The sequence below is a fragment of the Flavobacterium ginsengiterrae genome (genome assembly GCF_039539785.1).
GTDB classification, from domain to species: Bacteria; Bacteroidota; Bacteroidia; order Flavobacteriales; family Flavobacteriaceae; genus Flavobacterium; species Flavobacterium ginsengiterrae.
The window spans coordinates 1,539,366-1,565,822 of the sequence record NZ_BAABDU010000003.1 but is presented as its reverse complement, the minus strand read 5'-3'; the positions used below and the strand labels follow the sequence as shown (position 1 = coordinate 1,565,822).

30 protein-coding genes are annotated in these 26,457 nt (G+C 33.6%); 21 read left to right on the top strand and 9 right to left on the bottom strand.

Features of this window, described 5'->3' with window-relative positions:
• Positions 1–38: 38 nt before the first annotated feature.
• The 9 genes from miaB (at position 39) to ABD859_RS09700 (ending at position 9,551) form a co-directional block, all read left to right on the top strand.
• Positions 39–1,484 (top strand): tRNA (N6-isopentenyl adenosine(37)-C2)-methylthiotransferase MiaB, encoded by a 1,446-nt coding sequence (miaB, locus tag ABD859_RS09740; RefSeq protein WP_345143527.1) that lies wholly within the window; start codon positions 39–41, stop codon positions 1,482–1,484.
• A 45-nt stretch (positions 1,485–1,529) separates the two neighbouring features.
• Entirely contained in the window at positions 1,530–1,919 is a 390-nt protein-coding gene (locus ABD859_RS09735) for a GxxExxY protein (RefSeq protein ID WP_345143524.1), read from the top strand.
• Positions 1,920–2,090: 171 nt separating this feature from the next.
• Positions 2,091–3,347, top strand: coding sequence for a sigma-54 interaction domain-containing protein (locus tag ABD859_RS09730; RefSeq protein WP_345143521.1), 1,257 nt, complete (start codon positions 2,091–2,093; stop codon positions 3,345–3,347).
• Positions 3,348–3,444: 97 nt separating this feature from the next.
• Positions 3,445–3,948: an LptE family protein gene (locus ABD859_RS09725; RefSeq protein WP_345143519.1), complete on the top strand. Its 504-nt coding sequence runs from the start codon at positions 3,445–3,447 to the stop codon at positions 3,946–3,948.
• A 51-nt stretch (positions 3,949–3,999) separates the two neighbouring features.
• Entirely contained in the window at positions 4,000–5,703 is a 1,704-nt protein-coding gene (locus tag ABD859_RS09720) for a tetratricopeptide repeat protein (protein WP_345143516.1), read from the top strand.
• Positions 5,704–5,707: 4 nt separating this feature from the next.
• Complete coding sequence (secG, locus tag ABD859_RS09715; protein ID WP_345143513.1) at positions 5,708–6,049, top strand: preprotein translocase subunit SecG; 342 nt, start codon at positions 5,708–5,710, stop codon at positions 6,047–6,049.
• Between the two features lie 142 nt (positions 6,050–6,191).
• On the top strand, positions 6,192–6,467 hold the full coding sequence (locus ABD859_RS09710; protein ID WP_012023920.1) for a co-chaperone GroES: 276 nt from the start codon (positions 6,192–6,194) through the stop codon (positions 6,465–6,467).
• Positions 6,468–6,543: 76 nt separating this feature from the next.
• Positions 6,544–8,175: a chaperonin GroEL gene (groL, locus tag ABD859_RS09705; protein ID WP_345143510.1), complete on the top strand. Its 1,632-nt coding sequence runs from the start codon at positions 6,544–6,546 to the stop codon at positions 8,173–8,175.
• Positions 8,176–8,351: 176 nt separating this feature from the next.
• Positions 8,352–9,551 carry an alkaline phosphatase family protein gene (locus ABD859_RS09700; RefSeq protein ID WP_345143507.1) on the top strand — a complete coding sequence of 400 codons (1,200 nt, stop codon included), beginning with the start codon at positions 8,352–8,354 and terminating at the stop codon, positions 9,549–9,551.
• A 216-nt stretch (positions 9,552–9,767) separates the two neighbouring features.
• Here the strand turns inward: ABD859_RS09700 and ABD859_RS09695 are convergent, their stop codons facing one another.
• From ABD859_RS09695 to ABD859_RS09680, 4 genes are all read right to left on the bottom strand, one after another.
• On the bottom strand, positions 9,768–10,610 hold the full coding sequence (locus tag ABD859_RS09695) for an oxidoreductase (protein WP_345143504.1): 843 nt from the start codon (positions 10,608–10,610) through the stop codon (positions 9,768–9,770).
• 92 nt (positions 10,611–10,702) lie between these two features.
• The gene (locus tag ABD859_RS09690) at positions 10,703–11,611 is read right to left on the bottom strand and encodes a helix-turn-helix domain-containing protein (RefSeq protein ID WP_345143501.1); all 909 of its coding nucleotides are present in this window, start codon (positions 11,609–11,611) and stop codon (positions 10,703–10,705) included.
• 72 nt (positions 11,612–11,683) lie between these two features.
• Positions 11,684–13,213, bottom strand: a complete 1,530-nt coding sequence (locus ABD859_RS09685; protein WP_345143498.1) for a SulP family inorganic anion transporter — start codon at positions 13,211–13,213, stop codon at positions 11,684–11,686.
• 275 nt (positions 13,214–13,488) lie between these two features.
• Positions 13,489–13,701 carry a hypothetical protein gene (locus tag ABD859_RS09680; RefSeq protein WP_345143496.1) on the bottom strand — a complete coding sequence of 71 codons (213 nt, stop codon included), beginning with the start codon at positions 13,699–13,701 and terminating at the stop codon, positions 13,489–13,491.
• A gap of 354 nt (positions 13,702–14,055) precedes the next feature.
• Here ABD859_RS09680 and ABD859_RS09675 point away from each other — a divergent pair, with 354 nt between their 5' ends.
• Positions 14,056–14,865 carry a sensor histidine kinase gene (locus ABD859_RS09675; protein WP_345143493.1) on the top strand — a complete coding sequence of 270 codons (810 nt, stop codon included), beginning with the start codon at positions 14,056–14,058 and terminating at the stop codon, positions 14,863–14,865.
• A complete protein-coding gene (locus ABD859_RS09670) occupies positions 14,841–15,551 on the top strand; it encodes a LytR/AlgR family response regulator transcription factor (protein ID WP_345143490.1) in 711 nt (236 codons plus the stop codon). Before ABD859_RS09675 ends, ABD859_RS09670 begins: the two co-directional genes overlap by 25 nt.
• Positions 15,552–15,750: 199 nt before the next feature.
• Here ABD859_RS09670 and ABD859_RS09665 read toward each other — a convergent pair whose 3' ends face one another.
• A complete protein-coding gene (locus tag ABD859_RS09665; protein ID WP_345143488.1) occupies positions 15,751–16,032 on the bottom strand; it encodes a hypothetical protein in 282 nt (93 codons plus the stop codon).
• A gap of 234 nt (positions 16,033–16,266) precedes the next feature.
• Positions 16,267–16,683 carry a DoxX family protein gene (locus tag ABD859_RS09660; RefSeq protein ID WP_345143486.1) on the bottom strand — a complete coding sequence of 139 codons (417 nt, stop codon included), beginning with the start codon at positions 16,681–16,683 and terminating at the stop codon, positions 16,267–16,269.
• Between the two features lie 249 nt (positions 16,684–16,932).
• Here ABD859_RS09660 and ABD859_RS09655 point away from each other — a divergent pair, with 249 nt between their 5' ends.
• Positions 16,933–17,400 (top strand): hypothetical protein, encoded by a 468-nt coding sequence (locus ABD859_RS09655; RefSeq protein ID WP_345143484.1) that lies wholly within the window; start codon positions 16,933–16,935, stop codon positions 17,398–17,400.
• Positions 17,401–17,405: 5 nt separating this feature from the next.
• Here ABD859_RS09655 and ABD859_RS09650 read toward each other — a convergent pair whose 3' ends face one another.
• On the bottom strand, positions 17,406–17,786 hold the full coding sequence (locus ABD859_RS09650) for a hypothetical protein (protein WP_345143482.1): 381 nt from the start codon (positions 17,784–17,786) through the stop codon (positions 17,406–17,408).
• 83 nt (positions 17,787–17,869) lie between these two features.
• Between ABD859_RS09650 and ABD859_RS09645 the strand changes: the two genes are divergently transcribed.
• Positions 17,870–18,085: a hypothetical protein gene (locus ABD859_RS09645; protein ID WP_073407760.1), complete on the top strand. Its 216-nt coding sequence runs from the start codon at positions 17,870–17,872 to the stop codon at positions 18,083–18,085.
• A 383-nt stretch (positions 18,086–18,468) separates the two neighbouring features.
• On the opposite strand, the gene ABD859_RS09640 is transcribed toward ABD859_RS09645, so the two are convergent.
• Complete coding sequence (locus ABD859_RS09640) at positions 18,469–19,164, bottom strand: S24 family peptidase (protein ID WP_345143478.1); 696 nt, start codon at positions 19,162–19,164, stop codon at positions 18,469–18,471.
• A gap of 92 nt (positions 19,165–19,256) precedes the next feature.
• Between ABD859_RS09640 and ABD859_RS09635 the strand changes: the two genes are divergently transcribed.
• Positions 19,257–19,484, top strand: coding sequence for a hypothetical protein (locus ABD859_RS09635; protein WP_345143475.1), 228 nt, complete (start codon positions 19,257–19,259; stop codon positions 19,482–19,484).
• Between the two features lie 259 nt (positions 19,485–19,743).
• Here ABD859_RS09635 and ABD859_RS09630 read toward each other — a convergent pair whose 3' ends face one another.
• A complete protein-coding gene (locus ABD859_RS09630; protein WP_345143473.1) occupies positions 19,744–20,697 on the bottom strand; it encodes a hypothetical protein in 954 nt (317 codons plus the stop codon).
• Between the two features lie 172 nt (positions 20,698–20,869).
• Between ABD859_RS09630 and ABD859_RS09625 the strand changes: the two genes are divergently transcribed.
• From ABD859_RS09625 to ABD859_RS09595, 7 genes are all read left to right on the top strand, one after another.
• A complete protein-coding gene (locus tag ABD859_RS09625; RefSeq protein WP_345143470.1) occupies positions 20,870–22,099 on the top strand; it encodes a TMEM143 family protein in 1,230 nt (409 codons plus the stop codon).
• A gap of 152 nt (positions 22,100–22,251) precedes the next feature.
• Entirely contained in the window at positions 22,252–22,953 is a 702-nt protein-coding gene (locus ABD859_RS09620) for a gasdermin (protein ID WP_345143467.1), read from the top strand.
• Between the two features lie 95 nt (positions 22,954–23,048).
• A complete protein-coding gene (locus ABD859_RS09615) occupies positions 23,049–23,594 on the top strand; it encodes a DUF2199 domain-containing protein (protein ID WP_345143464.1) in 546 nt (181 codons plus the stop codon).
• Positions 23,595–23,640: 46 nt separating this feature from the next.
• Positions 23,641–24,111, top strand: coding sequence for an Mpo1 family 2-hydroxy fatty acid dioxygenase (locus ABD859_RS09610; protein WP_345143462.1), 471 nt, complete (start codon positions 23,641–23,643; stop codon positions 24,109–24,111).
• Positions 24,112–24,156: 45 nt separating this feature from the next.
• Positions 24,157–24,678 (top strand): hypothetical protein, encoded by a 522-nt coding sequence (locus tag ABD859_RS09605; protein WP_345143460.1) that lies wholly within the window; start codon positions 24,157–24,159, stop codon positions 24,676–24,678.
• A gap of 90 nt (positions 24,679–24,768) precedes the next feature.
• Positions 24,769–25,449, top strand: coding sequence for a metal-dependent hydrolase (locus tag ABD859_RS09600; protein ID WP_345143457.1), 681 nt, complete (start codon positions 24,769–24,771; stop codon positions 25,447–25,449).
• 150 nt (positions 25,450–25,599) lie between these two features.
• Positions 25,600–26,451, top strand: a complete 852-nt coding sequence (locus ABD859_RS09595; protein WP_345143455.1) for an alpha/beta fold hydrolase — start codon at positions 25,600–25,602, stop codon at positions 26,449–26,451.
• The last annotated feature ends 6 nt before the right edge of the window (positions 26,452–26,457 follow it).

Here is a 26,457-nt window from a genome sequence, read left to right as displayed (position 1 = left end):
ACCTCAATTACGCTATCTTTGCACTTTGAATTTTTACAATGGAAAAGATTATTGAAGAAAGCAAACAGGGCGAAAGTCTTGTTTTAGAGAATAAACCTGAGAATACTAAAAAACTTTTTATAGAAAGTTACGGCTGTGCGATGAATTTTTCGGACAGTGAAGTCGTAGCTTCCATTTTATCTGACGGCGGTTATAACACAACTTCGGTTTTAGAAGAAGCTGATTTGGTTTTGGTAAACACTTGCTCTATCCGTGACAAAGCGGAACAGACAATTCGTAAACGTCTTGAAAAATACAATGCGGTAAAACGCACGAATCCGAAAATGAAAGTGGGCGTTTTGGGCTGTATGGCTGAACGTTTGAAAAGTCAGTTTTTGGAGGAAGAAAAAATCGTTGACCTTGTTGTAGGTCCGGACGCATACAAAGATCTTCCGAATTTATTGGCTGAAGTTGAAGAAGGACGTGACGCTATCAATGTAATTTTATCGAAAGAAGAAACATACGGAGACATTTCGCCAGTTCGCTTGATGAGTAACGGAATCACAGCTTTGGTTTCGATTACGCGTGGTTGCGATAATATGTGTACTTTTTGCGTTGTGCCTTTTACACGCGGACGTGAAAGAAGTCGTGAACCGCAAAGTATTATGTCTGAAATTCAGGATTTATGGAGCAAAGGTTTTAAAGAAATCACTCTTTTAGGTCAAAACGTTGACAGTTACCTTTGGTACGGAGGCGGTTTGAAAAAGGATTTCGTTAATGCTTCTGAAATGCAGAAAGCAACTGCAGTAGATTTTGATCAATTGCTTGAAATGGTTGCGGTTGGTTTTCCTAAAATGCGTATTCGTTTCTCGACTTCAAATCCGCAGGATATGCACGAAAGCATTTTACATGTTATGGCGAAATATCCAAACATTTGTAAACATATTCACTTACCGGTTCAGTCTGGAAGTAACAGAATTTTAAAAGAAATGAATCGTCTGCATTCTCGTGAAGAATATATGGCTTTGATTGACAAAATTAGAGCAATTGTTCCAGATGCTTCGATTTCGCAGGATATGATTGCTGGTTTCCCTACAGAAACTGAAGAGGATCACCAAGATACCATGAGTTTGATGGAATATGTAAAATATAATTTCGGTTATATGTATTCGTATTCTGAACGTCCGGGAACGCTTGCAGGAAGAAAAATGAAAGATGATGTTGAGGAAGAAACCAAAGCAAGAAGATTACAAGAAATTGTTGATTTACAGCAAAAACACGCTTGGTTTAGAAGTGAAGAATTTGTCGGCAAAACTGTTGAAGTTTTAGTGGAAAAAGTTTCTAAGAAATCGAAAGACGAATTTTCCGGAAGAAACTCTCAAAGTATTACAGTTGTGTTTCCGAAAGAGAATTACAAAATTGGGGATTTCGTAAACGTAAAAATCACAAGCTGTACTAGTGGAACTCTTAAGGGCGAAGCTGTTGGGTTGAGTAGTATGAATTGATTTTTTTAACCGCTAATTTCACAAATTTCCACAAATTAATTCTTCATGACTAACACAACTGAATATTATTATAAAAAAGATGAAAACTACCAAATAGTAGGGATATGTATGGAAGTACATAGATTATTAGGGCCTGGTTTACTTGAAATTGTATATAAAGATGCATTAGAAGTAGAATTCAAAATCAATAAAATTCCTTATCACCGAGAAAAGGAATTTGCAATTGAATATAAAGGAGTTATTTTACCTCATAAATTTTATGCTGATTTTGTAGTTTATGATGACATAATATTAGAAGTAAAATCTGTAAAAGAAGTTTGCAATGATCATCTTGCACAGGTCTTAAATTATATGAAACTAGCTGATACTCCTGTTGGAATAATTGCAAACTTTCAAAATAAATCATTAACACATAAACGATTAATAAATTCATAAAGCAAATTTGCGCTAATTTGCGTAATTTGTGGTTAATTAAAAAACCTAATTATTCGTCAATATTAAAAATCTGTGCCAATCCTTTTAATCTGTGGCAAAAGAAAAAAATATAAGCCAAGTTTTAGGCTATAAATATATCCTGAAACAGACAAAACTTGAAACAAAATATACATGGAAACAGTTCAAGCAATAAAACAACGATTTGAGATTATTGGTAATGATCCGAAATTAAATCGTGCTATCGAAAAAGCCATTCAGGTTGCTCCAACTGATATTTCAGTAATGGTAACTGGAGAAAGTGGTGTTGGTAAAGAAAATATTCCAAGAATTATACATTCGCTTTCGCACAGAAAGCATGGTAAATATATTGCCGTAAACTGCGGTGCAATTCCTGAAGGAACTATTGACAGTGAACTTTTTGGACACGAAAAAGGCGCTTTTACAGGCGCAACAAGCACGCGTGAAGGTTATTTTGAAGTAGCTGACGGCGGAACAATTTTTCTTGATGAAGTTGGTGAACTGCCTTTAACAACTCAAGTAAGATTATTGCGTGTTTTAGAAAACGGTGAATTTATAAAAGTAGGTTCGTCTCAGGTTCAAAAAACCAATGTAAGAATCGTTGCTGCAACAAATGTGAATTTGTTTAATGCAATCGAAAAAGGAAAATTCCGTGAAGATTTGTATTATCGTTTAAGTACGGTTGAAATCACGCTTCCTCCTTTGCGCGAAAGAAATGATGATATTCATTTGTTATTTAGAAAATTTGTAGCCGATTTTGCTCACAAATATAAAATGCCTCCTTTAAGACTGGATGACGATGCTGTTCAGCTTCTACAAAAATTTAGATGGAGCGGAAATATTCGTCAGCTTCGAAATGTGGCCGAACAGATTTCGGTTTTAGAAACTAATCGCGATATTAGCTTAGCAACTTTAAAATCATATCTGCCAACAGAAGGAAGCAATCTGCCTTCTGTAATCAGTGACAGTAAAAAAGAAAGCGATTTCAGTACCGAAAGAGATATATTATATAAGGTACTTTTTGATATGAAAAGCGACCTAAATGATTTGAAAAAACTGACCTTGGAATTGATGAAAAACGGTTCGTCTAAAGTTCAGGATATTAATCCAAATCTCATTCAGAAAATATACGGAAATCAGCAAAACGACAGTGAAATTGATTTTGAAGAAGAACCAAGAACCGCAGTTATGACACCGGCAGTTCGCGAAGAAAACTATCAAATTCCTGAAGACAATTATTTGTTTGCCGAAACTATTGAAGAAGAAGAAGTATTGCGTTTGGAACAAAAGGAAATCGAAATGATCAAAAAATCATTAGAAAAAAATAAAGGAAAACGAAAAGCTGCTGCCGATGAGTTAGGAATTTCAGAGAGAACTTTATATAGAAAAATTAAACAGTTCGATTTATAAATTCATGTAAAGAAGTTAAAACACAAAAATGTTTTAAACGAAATGAATATCTTTGACCCAAGCCTCTGCAAACTGGCAAAGCAATCCTAAAAACAAAATGAAACACTTAAAATATCTTTTACTATTATTAGTTGCGACCACTTTTAGCGGATGCGGCGTTTATAACTTTACAGGAACAGGAACAATTGATGCCAAAACATTTCAGGTTAACTTTTTTCATAACAATGCTGACTTAGTTGAACCGGGAATTGACAGAGATTTTACACTGGCATTGCAGGATTTGATCATGAATCAAACCAACTTAAACCTGGTAAGCAGCGGAGGAGAATTAGTTTATGAAGGTGAAATTGTTGATTATAGAATTACGCCAATGACAGCGACAGCAGATCAACAAGCGGCACAAAACCGTTTAACAATACGTATTAATGTAAGGTTTACAAATAAAAAGAAAGAAACTGACGATTTTGAAAAGCCTTTTGAGTTTTACTATGATTTCCCTGGAACAAGTCTTCCAACAGGAACGGTTTTAAACGAAGCTATTAAAACTATTTTTGAGAGAATCACTCAGGATATTTTTAATGAGTCACTGGCAAAATGGTAAAATGTTTATTTTCTAATAAACAATAATAACAAACAGATTAAACAAACAATAATGAACGTTACTGATTATACCTACTTAATGAACAAACCCGATGCTATAACAGATAAGCATGCGGAAGCATTAGGAAGTGTTTTGAATGAATTTCCGTATTTTCAAAGTGCAAGAGCGCTTCGATTAAAAGGTCTCTACAGTCAAAACAGCTTTAAGTATAATTATGCTTTAAAAGTAACCGCTGCACATACTGCAGATCGTTCGGTTTTATTTGATTTTATAACATCTGAAACGTTTACTTCTATTCAAAATGATTTTTATGATCAAAAATTAAAAGAGCTTTTAGAAATAAAGGTTTTTGACAGCGAAGTCGTTTCATTTGAGGAAGTTAAAAAAACTCCTGAAGTTCGTATTGATCCTATCGAACAATCTATTTTAAAATCGATTAAAGAAGCAACGACAGTAGTTTTTGAAGAACCTTCTAAAATTGAAGCAAAACCAGAACCTGTACTTGAAGAACCAATTTCTGCTCAAACAGAAGAAATACAGGAACAGCCAGCTGTTGTAACACCTAGTGAAGAAGAAATCCTTAGTTCGTTTAAAGAAATTAATGAAGTTGAAGAAAATACAGAAAATCAAATTATCGATGAACCTGTAGCAATTCTAAACGAAGAAGAAATATTTAATTCTTTTAAAGAAGTAACCGAAGTTGAACAAGGAACAACTGCGTCTACAGAAAATGCAGTTGAAACTTCTACAGAACAAGAGACAATAACAAACACTTTTACAGAAGATATTCAAGAAAAACCTGTTGAAGGAATTATTGTTGAATCTGTTCTTACACCAAGTGAAGAAGAAATACTAAACACTTTTAAAGAAGTAACAGAAATCGAAGAAGAAGTAATTGATCCAATTTTAGAAGAGGAATCAATTGCTGCGCCAAGCGAAGAAGAAATATTAAATACATTTAAAGAAACGCCTGTAGAGAACACAGCTGATTTAAATATTGTAAGACCTGCTGCAAGAGCTACTTTTTTTGATGAATTTGTAGATGATGAGCTTCCGGAAGTTCGTATAGACCCAGCTGAAGAATCCGTTTTAGTTTCTATTAAAAAAGCGGCTAATGTTAGTTTTGAAGAACCTGTATTAACAGACGAAACAAAGACTGAAGAAATAACAAAAGCTGAAGAAACTGAAATTTCAGAAATAGAAATTCCTGAGAATGAAACTTCTGAAGTAGAAATTCCTGAAATAGAAACATCTAAAACTGAAATTTCTGAAACAATAAAAGAAGCAGAGGAAAATTTAGAAATAGGAAAACCAATCGATTTTTCTGTCAGCGAAAAACATTCATTTCAGGAATGGCTTCAATTAGCAAGAGCAGAACCTATAGACCGTTCTGAAGATGCAAATGAAACTGGAAACAGTGAAAAAAAAACAATTGAACCAACTGAAATAGTTTCTGTTGAAGAGGAAAAGAAGAAAAAAGCGGAAATTATTGACAGATTTATAGAAACAAATCCTAAAATCTCTCCAATAAAACCAACAATGTCCACTCCTCCTATTCAATTTAATATAAATGAAGAGGAGAATTCATACCTTATGACAGAGACTTTAGCCCGTGTATATTTGGAACAAAAAAAATATACAAAGGCCATACAAGCATATGAAATATTAATTTTGAAATATCCAGAAAAAATTAGTTTCTTTGCAGACCGCATTTCGGATATAAAGATTTTACAACAAAATAACAATAACAATTAATACAATGAGCACATTTTCAATTTTCTTAGTTTTAATCACAATAGTTTGCTTTCTATTGATCGTAGTGATTATGGTACAAAACCCTAAAGGAGGAGGATTATCTTCTACTATCAGCGGAACTCAAATGTTAGGCGGTGTACAAAAAACAACTGACTTTTTAGATAAAAGTACCTGGACATTAGCTACTATTTTGATTGCTTTAATCCTTCTTTCAAGCTTAAGTTTTACTGGAGCTTTAGGAGATACAGGATCAAAAATTATTGAAAAAGGTGAAGCTCCGGCTGCAACTGCACCTGCTGCACCAGCTCAACAAACTCCTGCTCCGGCAGCACCTGCTACAAAATAATAATTTTGATATAATTCAGAAAATGCCAGCCTGTCAAAGCTGGCATTTTTTTTAAGAAAAAATGTCAGTTTATAGAGCATGGCACAATTTCTGAAAGTTTATAGAACATTAAAAAACGTATAACCTATAATAATATAAAATCATGGCTTTAAACATTAAACCGCTTTCAGACCGCGTACTTATTGAGCCTGTTGCAGCTGAAACTAAAACTGCGTCAGGGATTTTTATTCCAGATACTGCCAAAGAAAAACCACAAAAAGGAACTGTAGTTGCAGTAGGAAACGGATCTAAAGATCATACTATGACTGTAAAAGTTGGCGACACTGTTCTTTATGGTAAATATGCCGGAACAGAATTAAAATTAGAAGGCACTGATTATCTAATCATGCGCGAGGATGATATTTTAGCGATTATCTAAAAATATTGTATTTAAGTACGAAGCATAAAACTTCATTAACTTGAAACAAATCAAACTTTAAACAAAAATTAAAAAAATGGCAAAAGATATAAAATTTGATATTGAAGCACGTGACGGTTTAAAACGTGGTGTTGATGCATTAGCAAATGCTGTAAAAGTAACACTTGGACCAAAAGGTCGTAACGTAATTATTGGAAAATCATTTGGTGGACCAACAGTTACTAAAGATGGTGTTTCGGTTGCAAAAGAAATCGAATTAAAAGACTCATTAGAAAATATGGGTGCTCAAATGGTAAAAGAAGTAGCTTCTAAAACCAATGATTTAGCGGGTGACGGAACTACAACTGCTACAGTTTTAGCTCAGGCTATCGTAAAAGAAGGTCTTAAAAACGTTGCTGCGGGCGCAAACCCAATGGATTTAAAACGTGGTATCGATAAAGCTGTTGAAGCTATCGTTGCTGACTTAGCTTCTCAGGCTAAGGTTGTTGGAAGTGATTCTGACAAAATCAAACAAATCGCTTCTATCTCTGCAAATAATGACGAAGTTATTGGTGAGTTAATCGCTGATGCTTTCGCAAAAGTGGGTAAAGAAGGTGTTATTACTGTTGAAGAAGCAAAAGGAACTGATACTTTTGTTGACGTTGTTGAAGGAATGCAGTTTGACAGAGGTTACCTTTCTCCATATTTCGTAACAAACCCAGAGAAAATGGAAGTTGAATTAGACTCTCCATACATCTTATTATACGACAAAAAAGTTTCTTCTTTAAAAGAATTACTTCCTGTTTTAGAACCGGTTGCACAATCAGGAAAACCATTATTAATTATTGCTGAAGATGTTGACGGAGAAGCGCTTTCTACATTAGTAGTAAACAAATTAAGAGGTGCTCTTAAAATTGCTGCTGTAAAAGCTCCAGGTTTTGGTGACAGAAGAAAAGCAATGTTAGAAGATATCGCAATCTTAACAGGAGGAACTGTAATCTCTGAAGAAAGAGGATATACTTTAGAAAACACAACTATCGAAATGTTAGGAAATTCAAAAAGAGTTTCTATCGATAAAGACAATACAACTATAGTAAGTGGTGCTGGTGAAGCAGATATCATCAAAAACCGTGTAAACCAAATCAAAGGTCAGATGGAAACTACAACATCTGATTACGATAAAGAAAAATTACAAGAACGTTTGGCTAAATTAGCCGGAGGTGTTGCTGTTCTTTATGTTGGTGCTGCTTCTGAAGTAGAAATGAAAGAGAAAAAAGACAGAGTTGACGACGCTTTACACGCAACTCGCGCTGCTGTTGAAGAAGGAATCGTTGCCGGAGGTGGTGTTGCTTTATTAAGAGCAAAAGCAGCTTTAGCATCTCTTAAAGCTGACAATGCTGACGAAGCAACTGGAATTCAGATTGTATCTCGTGCAGTTGAATCTCCATTGAGAACTATCGTTGAAAACGCAGGTCTTGAAGGTTCTGTTGTTGTAGCTAAAGTTTCTGAAGGTTCAGGTGATTTTGGATACAATGCTAAAACTGACGAATATGTAGATATGCTTGTGGCTGGAATTATCGATCCTAAAAAAGTAACTCGTGTAGCTCTTGAAAATGCTGCATCTGTTTCTGGAATGATCTTAACTACAGAATGTGCATTAATCGATATTAAAGAAGAAAATGCCGGAGGCGGAATGCCAATGGGAGGTGGAATGCCGGGAATGATGTAATCGTTTCTTAATTTTCTTAAAACTTAAAAGCGCTGGATTTATCCGGTGCTTTTTTTTAGCCACGACTCGAGCGATAGCGAACAGACGAAGCAATTAGTGGCTAATCTTTTATTTAACATTCTCTTTTTCTTTTAAAAATGGTTTAGTGCTAACTTTGTATTCTTTAAAATTACACAATGAGAAAATTCACTACTCACCTTTTACTTTTTACATTTTTACTCCTCACTCCATTTTTAAATGCCCAAAACAAAAAAGACAATTACGTCGTTTTAGTTTCTATGGATGGATTTCGCTGGGATTTTCAGAAACAATTTGATCTTCCGAATTTAAAACAGATTGAAAAAGAAGGTGTTCATGCAAAATCTATGAAACCTTCATACCCAAGTAAAACTTTCCCAAATCATTATTCGATTGTAACGGGGCTTTATCCGGATCATCACGGAATCATTAATAATGTTTTTTATGATACTTCTTTAAATCAGTCTTTTTCATTATCAAGCGATGCAAAAAATGATTCCCGTTTTTATGGAGGAAATCCAATTTGGAATTTAGCCGAGCAACAAGGCGTAAAAACAGCTTCTTTCTTTTGGCCGGGTTCTGATATTGATAAAAGAAATCCAAGTTATTTCAAAAATTATAATGGTAAAATTCCGTATGAAGCCAGAATCGATACGGTTATGAAATGGCTGCAGCTTCCGGAAAAACAACGTCCGCATTTAGTGACTTTATATTTTGATGAACCAGATCATACCGGACATAATTTTGGGCCGCTTTCGCCGGAAAACAAAAAAATGGTCATTAAAATGGATTCTATTATGGGCGAAATTTCAAGAAAATTAGAACAACTGCCTATTGGAAAACAAATCAATTTAATCATTGTTTCAGATCACGGAATGGCCGATATAAGCAACGATAAAAAAGTGGCTGTTCTTGATTACTTAAAACCAGAATGGCTGGGTTATAAAGATGTAGTAAACCCAATTATGAGTCTGCAGGCAAAAGCCGGTTATCAGGATTCTATTGCTAACGCATTGAAGAAAGTACCGCATATTAAATTCTGGAAATCATCAGAAGTTCCAAAACGATTACATTACGGAACCAATCCCCGTGTACACGATTTTGTAATTGAAGCAGAAAAAGGATGGAGTTTGGTAAGTAAAGAAAGTACGCATATAAAAGGCGGCACACACGGTTATGATAATGACGAAAAAGATATGCACGCTATTTTTTACGCAAAAGGACCTGCTTTTAAAATCAATAAAAAAGTAAAAACATTCCAAAACGTTTCTGTTTACCCTTTAATTGCCCATATTTTAGGTTTACAAACCGGAGAGATTGATGGTAAGCTGAGTGATGTTGATGCAATGTTGAAATAATGTGCTAATTTGAGAATTTGTCTATTAGATAGTTCTATTCATTACATAAAAATCAATTGTCTCCTGTTTTAGCTGGAGATTGACTGATTGAATCCCAAGAGGGCTTTAGCCAAACTTTACAGTTCGGCTAAAGCCCTCTTCATCATTTATTTTGTTCCTCCAGATAAATCTGGAGACAATTCAACAAAATTTCTAATTATCAAATTGACATATTCTCTAATTAAAATTAGTTCCAACAGAAACTTCTTTCCATTGTCCTAATTCACTTTGAACACTTGCTATTTTTTGGTTTGCCATATTAAAGGCATCTTCACCTAAAAACAAATGAAGCGGTGGATTTTGATCCTGACTTACTTTAATTAAAGCTTCGGCTAATTTTATAGGATCTCCCGGCTGATTTCCGTTGATTCCTTCCTTGTGTGCGTTTTCAGATTGTCTTACTTCTTTGTATTCCGCAATTGGAGTTTCCGGCAGTAATAAAGAACTATCTTTTAAGAAATCAGTTCTAAAATAACCCGGATATACAATCGTTGCATGAACACCAAAAGGTTTTATTTCTGCTGCTAAAGATTCTGTTAAACCGGCAACAGCAAATTTGGTTGAACAATAGATTCCCCAGCCCGGAAACTCACCGTAATATCCTCCAACAGAAGAAATATTAAAAATATGCCCAGATTGATTTGCACGTAAAATAGGCATTGTATGTCTGATTACGTTTAATAATCCAAAAACATTTACTTCGTAATTCTTTCTTGCTTCTGCATCTGTTAATTCTTCTAAAGCTCCAAGTAAACCGTAACCGGCATTGTTTACCAAAACATCAATCGTTTTAAAATAGCTTATAGTTTTGTCAATAGCATTTTTTACACTTTTTTCATCTACCAAATCCATTTCAAGCGGAAGGAAATTTTCAGATGTATTTCCTAAAACTTTTATTAAAGCATCTTCACTTCGTGATGTTGCTGCAACTTTAAAACCTTCTGCTAAAAGTTTTTTAGCCAATTCTAATCCAAGTCCTTTTGAAGCACCTGTGATAAACCAAACTTTGTTATTTCCCATGATTTTAAATTTTTACGTTTATAATTACAAGACAAAGGTATTGGCTTAATGCTTCTTAAAAATTAAAGCAATCAAGTAAGAAGCTGCAAAAATCAAACAATTTCTGCTAACCGGTAGTTTTTAGGTGAGATTTGAGCGTTTTTCTTGAAAAAATTAATAAAATGAGACAGTTCTTCAAAACCTAAACACCAGGCAATTTCACTAATATTCCAATTGGTTTGTTTAAGCAGAATCATGGCTTCCTGAACAATTCTCTCTGAAATAATTTGCGAAGTCGTTTTTCCGGTTGTTTCTTTTAAGGCTTTGTTTAAATGATTAACATGCACATTTAACTGACTTGCATATTCTGAAGGCGAACGGAAATTAATTTGCTGTGTAATAGATTCTATTGGGAACTGACGTTCTAATAATTCTAAAAATAAAGAAGAAATCCTGATTACAGCATTTGATTTACTGTATAATGAAGTAGTTACAGTTTGTGTTTTGAGTGCGAGGTGAATAATTTCAAATACCAGATTTCGAAGTACATCATATTTAAAAGCATAATCGGAATTGATTTCATCGAACATTCTTAAATAAACCAATTTTAGAGATTCTGCTAATTCTTTAGAAATAGGAACAATAGGATTTCCTCCCGGCTGAAACAAAGGATATTCTTTTAAATTACCATACTGACTAAAAAACGCATCAGTAAAAATGCAGAAAAAACCGGTTTGATTTTCATCAATCTGTTCCCAATTATACGGAATCTGCGGATTAGCAAAAAATAAAGCCTGTTCTTCAATACCTACAACTTTATCAGCGTAGTGAACTTTGTTTTTTCCAATAATCAAACTGATTTTATAAAAGTCTTTTCTTGTGTATGGAAATGGTTTGCAGATACTTCCAACAAAATCATCAAGTTTAAAAACATTAAAGTGTCCGATTTCTTTTTTAAGATTCTCGGGCATTCCATTTACTTTTATCGTGTAAAAATCTTCTAAGGTTTCTGTAAGTTTCATTTCGTAAAGTTACAAAAATCAATCTTTGGTTTAATTAGAAAAATTTAGTGATTAGAAAATAAGAGAAATTAATTAAGAAACCACTTTATACGTTGGATCATCAATTACGTTTACACTTATAACAGCATCGGCATTTTTAAGTAATTGTCTGCAGTCGGCGCTTAAATGTTTTAGTTCGACTTTTTTATTAAGCTGATTGTATTTTTTAGTGAGATTATTTAATGCTTCAATCGCCGACATATCAGACACACGGCTTTCTTTAAAATCTAATATTACATGAGCCGGATCGTTCTGCACATCAAATTTTTCTAAAAAAGCAGTAACCGAACCAAAAAATAACGGACCGTAAATTTGATAATTTTTCACCCCGTTTTCATCAATAAAATGTCGGGCTCGAATTCTTTTGGCACTTTCCCAGGCAAAAACCAAAGCCGAAATAATTACACCAATTAAAACTGCCAAAGCCAGATTATGCAGTACAATAGTTATAAGCGCTACTAAAATTCCAACAAAAATATCATGTCTTGGCATTTTATTAATAATCCTGAAACTAGCCCACTCAAAAGTAGTAATAGCAACCATCATCATAACACCAACAAGTGCAGCCATTGGTAATTTTCCAATTACCGGAGCACCAACAAGAATAATCAGCAAAATGGTTAAAGAAGCAATAATCCCCGAAAGCCTGGCTCTTGAACCTGCTCCCAGATTTACCAAAGTCTGTGCAATCATAGGACAGCCTCCCATTCCGTAGAAAAACCCGTTTAAAATATTCGAACTTCCCTGCGCAATACATTCGCGGTTACTGTTTCCGCGGGTTCCGGTGATTTCGTCTACCAGATTCAGCGTAAGCAGACCTTCTGTTAAACCAACGGCCGCTACTATTACAGAATATGGAAATATAATTTTTAGAGTCTCATAAGAAATAGGAATATTTGGAATATGAAATGGAGGAAATCCGCCCTGAACAGATGCAATATCTTCTACAGTTTTGGTTTCAATATTAAAAATAATAACCAAAGCAAAAACAACCATAATAGCCACTAAAGATGCCGGAACTGCTTTTGTAATTTTAGGAAAAACCAAAACAATGGCAACAGTAAGCGCAACCAAACCCAGCATTATATACAAAGGTGTTCCCTGAAGCCACGAAACCTGACCGTTTACAATGGTTTTAAACTGTTCGAGCTGCGACATGAAAATTACAACCGCCAATCCGTTTACAAAACCAAACATAACAGGCTGAGGAACTAAGCGAATAAATTTTCCAAGTTTAAAAAGTCCAATACAAATTTGCACAACACCGCCAAGTGCCACGGCAGCAAAAACATATTCTATTCCGTGCGATTTCATAAGAGCAATTAGAACAATAACTGTTGCTCCTGCGCCGCCAGAAATCATTCCCGGTCTTCCGCCAAAAACAGCGGTTACTAATCCGGCAATAAAAGCCGCATACAATCCAACCAAAGGCGGAAATCCGGCTAAAATAGCAAACGACAACGATTCTGGAATCATGGTCATTGCAACTGTTAAACCGGCTAAAATTTCATTTTTATAATTGACTTTTTGGGTAAAATCAAAGAGTTGGAAAGCTTTTTTCATATCGCACAAATGTAGAAAATAATGCTCAAAAAGCGATTACTCATTTTGACTATGAAAAAGCTTTAAATATGCAGAAAAAAACAATTTGTTATGCCAAAAGTTTAAATAGCATGACAAAAACCGAAAGAATAAAACTTATCATTGTAATAAAATTTTTAAAAATAAAAAACAAAGCAAAATACTTACAAAAAAGCCAGATGCAATCACGTATTTATACCTGTTTTTATTTAAGTTTTTTGAGGGACTTAAAATCCTAACCCTGAAGCATTTTAATATTATTCTAGCCTGATACATGAAAATCCCAAACGATTTACATAATCGATAATAACGTTCCACTGTGGTTCTACAGCTTCTACACGAAGTATTTTATCGCAGTCTTCCAGATCAAAATTAATTTTATAAGAAGGAAACTGCCTTTTGATTACCGCAATTATATAATTTGTTTGGGCAGCCTTTTCTACGTTTGTTTTAAAAATTTCAACAACCATAATTAAACATTTTTTAGATCTTAAATTTTGATGATTCAAAAATAAATCACGTACACGTATTATAACAGCAATTTTATACCAGCGCCATATGATTTATACGAACGGCGTTTGTATAAAATATTTTATTCAAAGCATTATAAACTATAGGATTATAGTATTTTTGCCATTATGACATTTGCAAAAATCTACCAGAATTTTTTTCTCAGAAACCTCATCGTAAACATTCTCTTTTACCTAGTTATTGTAGCCTGTGTTTTCGACGAAATAAGAGCCGAAGGCTATAATTGTATCTACATATTCAGCAAAGTAGCTATAGGGTATTTTCCTTGTATTGTATGGATTACGCTTTTTAATATGTTTATTATTAAACCGTTTTTGTTTCGTAAAAAGTTTAAACTCTTTTTTGTACTTCTTGTGGCATACTGGGTGGCTTTTTATTACTTTATGAACTGGTTTTTTCCAAATGTGGGACTGGGAGATTTAAAAACCCTTCAAATTGTATCGCTTATTATTAACGGCACATTTTTTTATTTTATGCACATCGCCATAACTAAAAAAATGAGTCAGGCCGATAAAGATATTATGAACTTCAAGTCAGAAGTTTCCTTTTTAAAACAGCAGCTCAATCCGCATTTTTTATTAAATGCCATGAATAATCTTTATGGAGAAGCACTGGCAGAACCCGATAAAGTGCCAGATCGAATTTTAAATCTTTCAGATTTACTTCGGTATCAAATTGAAGCTTCTAAAAAAGATTATGTTTTAATGGAAGAAGAAATCGCTTTTATTAAAAAATACATTGATTATTATAAGTTTAGAAACGAAAGACTTGTTGTAAACCAAAACTTTGAAGGTCTTCATGATCTAATAGAAATTCCGCCTTTGTTCTTTTTACCTTTGGTAGAAAATGCAGTAAAGTTTTCTGCCGAAACCGCAGAACCTTTTATTAATCTGGATTTGAAAGTAAAAAACCGAAATTTGATATTTACCTTAAAAAACAATTATCTCGAATCAGGATCACGACTTTCCGGAACCGGAATTGGAATTGAAAATCTCAAACGACGTTTAGAAGTTTACGGCATAAAACACGATTTGAGCTGTAAAAAAGAGAAAAATACGTTTACTGTAAAATTAAGCATATGGCACTTACCTACCGCTGTTTAATAATCGATGACGAATCGCCGGCGCATAAAGCGCTGATTTCGCATATTTCTAAATTTGACGAACTGGAACATTCCGGAAGTGCTTTTAGTGGCATGGAAGCCTTAAAACTGCTTAATGCCAACCAATACGATATTATTTTCCTAGATATTAATATGCCTGTAATTTCAGGCGTAGAATTAATGGAAATGCAGCCCAATCGCCCGCTTACGATTGTCACTACGGCATATTCTGATTTTGCCCTTTCGGCTTACCAAAACGATGCGATCGATTATTTGCTAAAACCCATTTCTCCCGAAAAATTTGCCAAAGCCATAGAAAAAGCCAAAACCTATTTCTCTGGCAGCAACATAAAAAAGAATATCGATACCGAAACCAAAACATTTTCTTGCCGCGTAAACGGTCAGACAATCGACATGATGCTTTCTGATATTATTTATATCGAAAGTCTGGGCAACTACATGAAACTTTACAGTACAAAACACAATTTACCGCATATTATTTATGGTTCGCTTTCGAGCATTGCCGCAGAAATTAACTGCACCAGCTTTGTACAAGTGCACCGTTCTTTTATTGTAAATACAAACAAAATTTCATCAGTTACATTTAAAAGTCTTACGATGTCGAACGGAGAAATTATTCCTGTGGGAAGGAAATATCAGATTTTGTTAGATAATTTGATACGGTAATTACAGATTTAAAAATACGCTGAAAAATACTCCCCAGCTAGCGCGAGCGTCCCGCTCGTGAACGTATTAAATCTCTTGTATCAGCTAATTTTGCACGAGCGGGACGCTCGCGCCAGCATACATAATTCCAAAAACAAAAAAGAGACTTTAAAGTCTCTTTTTTCAATTTTAAGCATTTAGAAATTTTACATTAATAAAATTAAATTGCTTTTACCATTGTTACATTATCGCAGGCTTTTTGAATTTGCTTATCTGTGTATTGAGATAAAACTTTAACCAAATCTCTGCTTGTTTTAAGACAGCTTAACATTTTTTGTCTTACAATGAGATCGTTTCCAAATTCTGTATTGAGTAATAACTCAAATATTTCCTGCAAATACACAGGTTGTTTTTGAAATTCGCCGTCAAAACTCAGGTTTGAAACGAAAATGGCTACTGACCGCATTACGTCGCGGTGTGTTTTTTGATTTTCTTTTGTCATGTTCTGAAAATATTAAAACGCACGAAGCCCTCATCTTCGGTTGTGACAAAACATTCTTAAGGAATGAGATTAGGGCTATCACTAGCTCCATCAACGTGAATGAGGGCTCGTTTATTTAAACTTATAAAAGTCTTAGGAAATAAATCCTTAATAATGTTTTGTCGATGACAAACGTACAAAATTAATACATTCTGAAAAAGGAAAAAACAGGATATTTTCTTACAATTATTAATATTAGAATTTCCTTTTTAAATAACTAATAGCTCCCGTACTCCACAACGCCAGAAAAATCAAAACAGGCTGAAAAAACAATCGTATCAATCGGGCTTGATCGGTGTCGAGACCAAAGGCGGGCGTTTTGTTTAGATATTGCGCTATGTTACCCGGAAAAACCAATACGTAAAATACTGCCAGCGCAATTCCCACATACACTTTATATCGGGTAAGAAACAACATGCTGAGTCCTAAAGCTATTTCGACAACTCCGGAAAGAATTACAACAAGATCTTTATCCATAGGAACCCAATTAGGAACCTGCGCCTGAAAATCGGCTCTTTGAAAAGTAAAATGACCAAATGCGGCCGTAATCATAAAAAGCCCTAACAGAATTCTAAAGAAATTCTGCAATTTTGTGGTTTGTATATTTTCCATCTTAAAATCAATTTGTTTAGTAAAAATCTTCTGTCAAATTTAGAACATTAACACCTAAACTTCTTTGTATTGAAAGAGCAAAATAGCTGCGTAATATCCATGTTTTAAAAGTCAATATAAACAGAAATATGCGTTGTAATACCGCAGAAAACCGTTTGTTATTAAAAAATAGTCTTCATTAAAATAATTTTCTTACATAAATAATTATATTCGCACTTCAGGAAAACCACTAACCAAACTTGCAGCAAAATGTCCATTTTTAAATTTTTATTTAAAAAGTCAGATTTAGAATGTCCCAGATGTCTGGGAAAAGGATTTGTAGATCAGGAAGATATTCGACGTTTAAACAGGCAGTTAAAATGGGTGCCTGCTCCTTGTGCTTATTGTAATGCTTCGGGAACAACTTCTCCCGAAATGCTGGCAAATGTTCCTGTAGATGCGAGTTACCTTACGATCGATTTACCGGAATCTGAAATAGAAAAAATCAAAAATGCCGACCCCGAAATGCTGGAAAAAGGACGCCAGAAAGAGCTTTTTCTGGATAATTTAATTCAATATGTAGAGCATCATTATCAAACTCAAAACATGAATGCCGAAGGTATTGCAGAGTTGTATATTAAAAACGAAGATGAAAGGGCTTTGTTTGCTGTAGACAAAGAAGATTTGAAGGAATACATTGAAAAGATAATCAAATTAAAAAAATCGGAAATTAACTAAAAGTTTTAGTTTTTAGTCATTTTTTCTTTTTTTAAGGTTTCAACCTGCTCTTCTAAAAGCAAAATTATCTTTTGCAAACTGTCAATTGTTTCCTTTCTGGCATCGGCAAGATCTTTATAAAGCACTGATTCTTCTATATTAGATTCCTCAATTCCTACAAATTCTGTATTTTTTATCATTGGTCCTGCATTTTTTATCAACCAGTCGCAAGAATATCGGGGATAATTTTCAACTATTTTTTTTATCCATTTTGCCTGAATATCACTATTGTTCGCTATTGCACGAGATAAAACTCCCTTACTCGCACCAATCACCTGCTCCAATTTGGTTATTGTAATACCTTCATGAACAGCCAGGCTCTTTACATTTTCCAGAATACCACCCATTATGTAAGAAATTATCTTCGAAATAATTTTTTAGTTGAAAATTATCTTCTAAATTTGTTTTAATATTTAAAACAATTTAAACAATGGGTAAAAGTAAGACAAAAATTTACAAATCCTATGATTCTAATATTTTAGAAGCTTTGTTTTTAAAATACAAAGTTTCTAAATATTACATCCGCCAGTGTATAAATGGTTCTGTACAAGGAATAAAACCGGATAATATTAAGAAGGATTATGTAATAATGGAAAGAGCGAATAGGAACCTGGTTGAAAATCTTATCAAAAAGACACTTGAATAAAACCATTAAGGAACGGTTACATAAAACACCATAGGTGTATATCTATTTTCAAAGAAGAAGTATAAGAAATTATAAAGCTGCAAATTGGGTTTGCAGCTTTTCTTTTTTTAACATTAAATAGTAAAAAAACCTTTGTTTTAATTAAGCTTTATATCAAAAAAACAAAAACAGGTATAAATACTTGGTGTCCAAACTTTATTTCGGCGTATACTTGCATGCAATAATTTTTTTAATTTTAGAATATAGTTTTTCGCAAGAAAGCTTGTTAAGTTTTGTCACTTTTTTTTGGAACTGAAAGTGGGATTTCAAATCGCTGGTAACGATTGGAAATCCCACTTTTCATTTTTATAAGTTGTTCTAAAACAAAATAAGGTTTAGCAATTCTAAAATTGAGAATTAAACCTCACAGAAGCTTTAACAAGTGCCAGCGTTTTAATACTGCTTATTGGAAATTCTACCGTTTCATAATCCTTATTATACGATTCAAACTGTGCATATCCTTTTCGATTTGATTGTTTTAAATATCGGGTCAGGAAAAACTCGTTATCATCGTTATTAATGTATGCCAGATACATTTCACCCCAAACAATATTGTTTTCAATATTATTTATTTTTTTATAAACTACAACATCGCCGCTTTTTAAAAGTGGATACATGCTCTCGCCAATTACATACAATGCGCCGTCGTATTCAGAAATTCTGGGAACATTTAAAAAACTAATAGGCTTTTGAGTGCTTTTTTCTGCAAACAAATCAGCAATTCCGGCAGTTGTTTCGATATCATAAACCGGAATGTTATAACTATGCGCTCTTTTTTCTGTTTTTTTATAAACCTCGCGGTCCTCATTTACGCTGTCATATAAAAGCATTTCGCCATTGCCTTTTAAAAGCCATTCTGAATTAATATCCGGATACTGGTGTAAGATATTTTCTAATTTATCTACACCAATTGTTTTGTCATTTTTTAACTGACTGGCAAACGATCCATTCGACATTCCCACTACCCTCTCGAACGCCCTCACTCTAATGCGCTTGTAATCTAAATACTGTTTAATCCTTTTAAGTGTATTCTCCGCCATAATTTTCACTTTTTAATATAATATCCTACAAATAATTTGTAACTAAGAAATATCCTACGTATATTTGTCCTACTTTTAATACAAAATATACAATGGGCAAAAATATAAAATCTCAGCCAAGTTACAATCAAGAAGTGTTAAAGATTATTAAAGAAAAGCACGGTTATTCTTACGATTATATTCGAAAGTCGATTCGAGGTGACCGTACAGGCATTATATGCGACATTATAAAGGCAGAATACAAAAGGCTTGACAACGAATATAAGATTGTTAGAGAACGTCAGGAACAACGATTAAAAGAAGAAAAAAATAATTTATAAAACATTAAAATTTACCAGGGCAAAAAACCAAATTTTTCCAAAAACCGCGGTTCGCCCTTTTCGCCAAGGGTGTTCATAGAAAGTATTTAGAAATCCGCTATCCTTCTGGATATCTATATGAGAGAACCAAAATTAAGTCTGTTTATAACAGATCAAAAAAATTAGATATGCAGCTAATCCGGGCATGTCTAATGTATTGTCCCTGGGAAACAAAGCCGTAAAATTATTTTACGGCTTTTGTATTTTTTATACTCGCATTTTAATCGATAAAAGTCTGCAGTGCCTTTTTTAAATAAAGTTTTTCGGGTTTATTAATTTCTTCAATTACAAACATCCAGCTTTTTTCGAGACTAACTTTTTTATAAAAAATAAGAACAAGAGACCAATCAGCATTTTTAAGTTCTTCTTTGCGGTTAATTGCAATCTCGATTACGGTAAGCCACAAAAACCAATATTCATCATTTTTAAAATCCTGCATTATGGTCTGAAACATCGCATCATTGCCATTTTCAACAAATTTTGAATAACTCAGTAATCCAATTCGTAAGGTATTAATATAATGTTCGGCAATTTTAGTATTCTGGCTGTTACTTTTCGTGAGTTTTATGGCTATTTTCAAAAGTTGTAAAATCTCTTTTCTTTGCTCTTCGGGCTCTTTATAAAGATCTAGAAACCATAAAGCATCTACATAATGATAACCGGGCCAGAATTTAAAAGTACAGTTTTGATACAGCGCACTTCTGATTTCTTTGTTTTCAAGCAAGGCCGTTTTCTGCTGTTCATCTTCGGCATTTACCGCAATCAAAAGTCGGCTGCCTTTTATCTGCGGTTCCAGCTTAGACGAATGCACAAGTGCTTTTCCTATCATAAAATCTTTTGTAATAGCAAGCGAAGTATCTCTTTCGCCAATTGTCATTGCGCCCACGCTTACAGCGCCGCGGGGAAGTAAATAAAAATCGGCATTTGTAAACGAATCATTCAGCAGAAAACATTCGCGGTAAATTTCTGCAAGACAATTTATAAGCGCCGCATAATCTTCAGAATAAACCAAAAGACAATCAGAAGATATATTTCCTTTCAGCCTTTCATCATCTTTAATAATTCTAAAAGCAATATCGTAGAACTTCAAAAGCAGCTCTTCGGCTTTTTTATGATCATTTTCGATCATCTTCGTAAATCCGAGCAGGTCGATATAAGCCAGAATTTTTTCCATAGAAAATAATTTTACCGCTAAGGTTTATGCAAAATACGTCATTTTATTTAATTGATATTTAAGACCTTAAAAAATATTGAAATTGCTTTTCTAACCGTTTTTCAAATTCAAAAACAAAACCTTGTATCTTTGCCGCTTCTGCGCCTAAAAACAAATTAATGCCCTGATCGATATGAAACGAGAACATTATATTCCGTTTAATAAGGAATTCTTACTTGAGCAGCAAATTGCCGCTTTTGCCGAAGACAAACAAAAGGTTGACGGATATAAAAAATTATTCGAAATTATCGAACATTATTATCATTATGAGTCTTTTAACCTTAACCGAAATTTAAAACAAAACTATGCTTTATACGATCCGGATTTAAGCGAAAAGGAACGTGAAAAATATATTGGCAAAAGTGATTTTTCGGTTTTTAAAGAAACCCTGCTTACGGTTTTAGAACGCGGCAATTATTATCGAATCAGCGAAGAAACTTTAAAAACAGCGTTTGAAGAAAATGACTTAATTGGCTTAAATCTTTCTATAGATTTTAATGCTTTTAAGGATTACGAATTATACGTACGCGGTCATCATAAAGCAAAAGAAAAAATCAAAAAGTATTTTTTCTGGAAAAAAGAAGTCGAAATCGAATATTACGAACGTGTTCTTATTTACCTTAATTACAGCGATGCTGATTATCTGGCCGCCAAGAAAGTAAAATTAGGTAAAATGCCAATTGATCCGGGTTCGATTGCGTTGAAGATTTTTAAACGTGTTCCTAAAAACGATCTTGAAACCATTTTTCCAAATGCGGTTCCAAAAATGTCTTTAAAAGACAAAATGCTGCTTTGGGTTCCGGGTGTTTTTGGAGGTATTTCGTTATTGAGTGCCAAAGTAATTCCGGCTCTTATAAATATGTACGAAGCGTATCAAACCGGCGAAACGATTGACTTATTAAATAGTAAAACCTCTTTAAATCAGGGTTTAATTGCTTTAGGAATTCTGGCTGCTTATTGTTTTAGACAGTACAATAATTTTATAAATAAGAAAATCCGATATTCTAAAACACTTTCAGACAGTTTGTATTTTAAAAATCTCGGGAACAACAGCGGTGCTTTTTATTCGCTTTTAAATTCATCTGAAGAAGAAGCATTAAAAGAAACCATTCTGGCATATACTTTTTTAAATCAAAGCCAAAATCCATTAACGGCCGAAGAACTCGATTTACAGATTGAATCCTGGTTTTCTTCAAACTTAAAAACAGAACTTGATTTTGATGTACACGATGCACTTTTAAAACTAAAAAGCATTGGACTTGGAATTGAAAATAACGGAAAATGGCAGGTAATTCCGCTAAACGAAGCGTTGATTAAAATTGACGAATTGTGGGATAATGTTTTTAAATACAACCAAAATTAGGTTTTAGATTTTTTAACTCAAATAAAATATTCTTTTTGGGCTTACTTCGTAATCAATGTGTAATTTTGTAAGAACAATTTTAGGTTTAAACTATTTTAAATCTAAAATTTGTTATCAATTTAACGACTAGAATAACTTAAAAGACCCCAAAAATGAAACTTACCACATTTTTAAGCAATCAGGGCTATGATATAATTCAAGGTCCTGTACGAAACCACAAACCGCTGCAATTATGGCTTAAAAGGCCGTTTGATGAAGCTCAGCTTTACTACGCTCATATTGAGCACGCTTTTAAAAGTAACATTATTTTAAACGAAATTGTAAATCCTGCGTTAAATGTTAATTCAAACCATAAAGATGATTATGGATTTAATATTGGTATAACGCTTTTACAGCAGATTATGGAGACTTTGGGACTGGGAAATTTTGAATTAACTTCTAAAATTAAATCCGGAAAAAAAGTAACGATTAGTTATGATAATTCAATTACCAAAGAATACGCAGTTGGAAATCTGGAAGATTATATGTTTAATGCTGATTTTCTGCATCCAAATCCTGCTCTTCTTAAAAATGCCAACCGCAATTATATTCTTGTAATAAGCGGTATTGTGTTTGCCAAAAACGTAATTGTTGATATCGAAACTGATTTTGTTGTAGATAATAATTTAACGGCCAGTTTAAACGAAATTGCCAGCGGAAAAGTCGACTTTTCGGTTAACTCGCAAAATCAGCTTAAAATGGTTTCAAATACAGATACCCTTTTCCCAATAGCGGTAAAAGCCAACCGAATTGATTATGATAAAAGCAGATTTAAAAAATTAAAATTAGTTACAGATACTAATGATATTTTTTAATTTTTTGATCCTTAAATAACAAAATTAAAAACTGCGCAGAAGATAAAAACTTCTGCGTTGTTTTTTAAAATTTATAATGCATAAAAAAACATCTTTTGAAATTAAATCCTTCTAAAAACGAAACAAATTTGAGTTACACATGTTCTTGCTGCGGCGAGGTTTACGACGAAATGCCATTGTGTTTCGGCAATGAATTTCCTGCTTATTATTTCTCTGTTCCACCCGAAGAAAGAGAAAAGCGTATTGAATATGGAGGAAGCTGGTGTTATGTAGATGAAGAACATTTTTTTCATCGCGGCAGACTGACAATACCAATTATCGATTATCACGAAGATTTGGTTTTTAATGTCTGGACAACAATCAGCGAAGCTAATTTTTGCGTAAGAATGGATTTATGGGAAGATCCGGAACGTGTAAATCAGGAGCCTTATTTTGGCTGGATGCAGACTGATGTCCCTACGTACGGCAAAACAATTTCGCTGAAAACCATTGCCATTGAACAGGAATTAGGCTTAATTCCGGAAATAAAAATGATCGAAGAAAATCATCCTTTAACAATCGATCAGGAAAACGGAATAACTTTTGAAAAAGCGGTTGAAATTGTCAATCAAATAATGAAAATACAGCACGGTAAAAGCTAAAGGAAATTTTACTAGATTTACGGTAACTAACCTAAAACCACAAAAAATGAGAACATTAGAACAATGGTTTGCAGAATATGCCGTAAGTCATCAAAACCCAAAAAACAAAGCCATACATTACATTTGTGTTCCGGCAATTTACTTTTCTATAGTAGGTTTATTAATGAGTATTCCAAGCGGTATTATTGCGAATACTTTAAACCTAAATTTACCGGTTATCGAAAACTGGGCTTTTGTGATTTTGCTTTTTGTTCTAATTTTTTACATTCGGTTATCGATTACTATGGCGGTAAAAATTGCTATTTTTTCAGGAATCTGTCTTGTTGTTAATTATTACATCGGCCAGATATTTCCTTTATGGATATTCTCAATTGGTGTGTTTGTTATTGCCTGGATTGGGCAGTTTTACGGTCATAATATTGAAGGTAAAAAACCATCATTTTTAAAAGATTTACAGTTTCTTTTAATTGGCCCTGCATGGGTTGCAGAGAATTTGTTTTCTAGAAAACAGCCCTAAAATTCAGATTAAATTATTATTTTCGTTTATCCAAAAACAAATTTTATGCTGCAGTTAATCTGGGGAATATTAAATATTTCTATCGTAATTTTTTTCATTGTTTTGTGTTTTAAAGCGGTAAAACATATTCGTGAAAAGATTGGCCTTTTTGCAGCAATCATTTTTTCTTTTTGCTTATTATCTTTTATGGGCGGTCCTAAAAAAGACTATGAAAACAAAAAATTTAGTTTTGAAAATAAAAAAGAAAATACCCCAAATACTCTCGAAACACACACTACCACTATTATTCTGGAAGATAATTTAGTATCGCAGCTTAAAATGCTTGTGCAATATAATGATAAAGAGGCACTTTCTGCCATAACAACCACAACAGGACTTGTAAGCGGTACTAACTGGCGTACTGATTTTATCAATATCAATAAAACAAATAAAGATAACTTTTACAGATATCATGTTGGAGGTGTTTTAGAATGGAAACTTGCCGGAGTTGTTATGTATTCTCAATTATTGACTTTTGAGAAAACGGTCGAGTTTAAAAAAGAAAATTATTATTTTATTACCAAATAAAACCTTTTAGTTTAAACAGAACAAAAAACAGCTGGTATATTATTTGGTTTTAAATAGATAATCTATTTATTAATTTCAAAATTATATACCATGAAAGTAACGTACTACGGTCATTCGTGTTTTTCTGTTTTTGCCGGCGGGAAACATCTTCTTTTTGACCCTTTTATTACTCCAAACGAATTAGCAAAAGATATTAATGTCGACGAAATAAAAGCCGATTATATTTTTCTTTCGCATGCGCATTACGATCATATTCTGGACGTAGAACGAATTGCAAAAAATACCGGAGCAAAAGTTTTAGGAAACTTTGAAATCTACAACTGGCTTTTAAAACAAGGCATTGAAAATTCGCATCCCATAAATCCCGGCGGTAAATTCAGCTTTGATTTTGGAACTGTAAAATGTGTGATAGCACAGCATCCGAGCAGTTTTATGGATGGAAGTTACGGCGGTATTGCTTCTGGTTTTGTACTTACAACTGCCGACGGAAATTTTTACTACAGCGGCGATACGGCTCTGACGTTAGACATGCAGCTGATTCCGAAATTTACTAAATTAGATTTTGCCGTTTTTCCAATTGGTGATGGTTTAACAATGGGAATTGAAGAAGCCGTTGAAGCTTCAAAACTGGCTAGCGTAAATAAAATTCTTGGCGTTCATTACGATACTTTTGGTTTTATTAAAATGGATCATCAAAAAGCTTTAAATGATTTTCAAAAAGCCGGTTTAAATCTATTTTTACCCAAAATTGGAGATACAATCGAGATATAAAATCTGCTGCATTTCGTGAAATAGTCATTTTTTAGCGAAATAAAACTACGCTAAAAGTTTCCCTTTTCTGCCGAAGCGTGATTTTATTTCTATTTTTCAAAAGGCATCAAAATTGTTTGTTCATTCATTATTAACTAAAAACTAAAAATAATGAGTACTGTAAAAATAAATGCTGTAAACTCTGAAACTCAATTTGCAGATTTTCCTAATCGAAAAATTGCTTATCGCACTATTGGCGAAGGAAATCCAATTATTTTGATTAATCGTTTCAGAGGAACACTCGATACCTGGGATCCGCTGTTTTTGGATCTTCTGGCAGAAAAACATCAGGTTATTACTTTCGATTATTCGGGAATTGGATATTCAACCGGAAAACTGCCAACTGATGTTAAAGAAGTCGCCAAAGATGTAAAAGATTTATGTGATTTTCTAAAAATCAAAAAAGCCGTTTTTATGGGCTGGTCTTACGGCGGATTGGTCACGCAGGCCGCAACACATCAATATCCTGAACTTGTTACACACACTATATTATTAGGAACAGGACCAATAGGAAAAAGAGTTGTGCCTCTGGAACAATCATTTCTGGACCATGCCTTAAAGCCTGTAAATGATTTTGAGGATGAAGTTGTTCTTTTCTTTGAACCGGAATCTGAAGAAAGCAGGCAAGCGGCAAAGGCTTCTCACGAACGAATTGCGCAAAGAATCGATGTTTCTAAAATCCCATCAACAATGGAAATTTTTCAGCTGTATTTTGCAGGAGGCGAAGGCGCTGCCGAAGACAAAGAGAATTATAGAGATAAACTTAAAACAACTAAAACACCTATTTTAATAATTTCCGGAGATCACGACACTAGTTTTGCTGTGGAAAATTGGTATCCGCTGACCAGACAGCTCCCAACATCTCAGTTAATCGTACTGCCGCAAACAGGGCATGCTCCTCAGCATCAAAATATTCCGCTGGTAATACATTACATCGATAATTTTTTACAAAATACGAAATAGACTTCC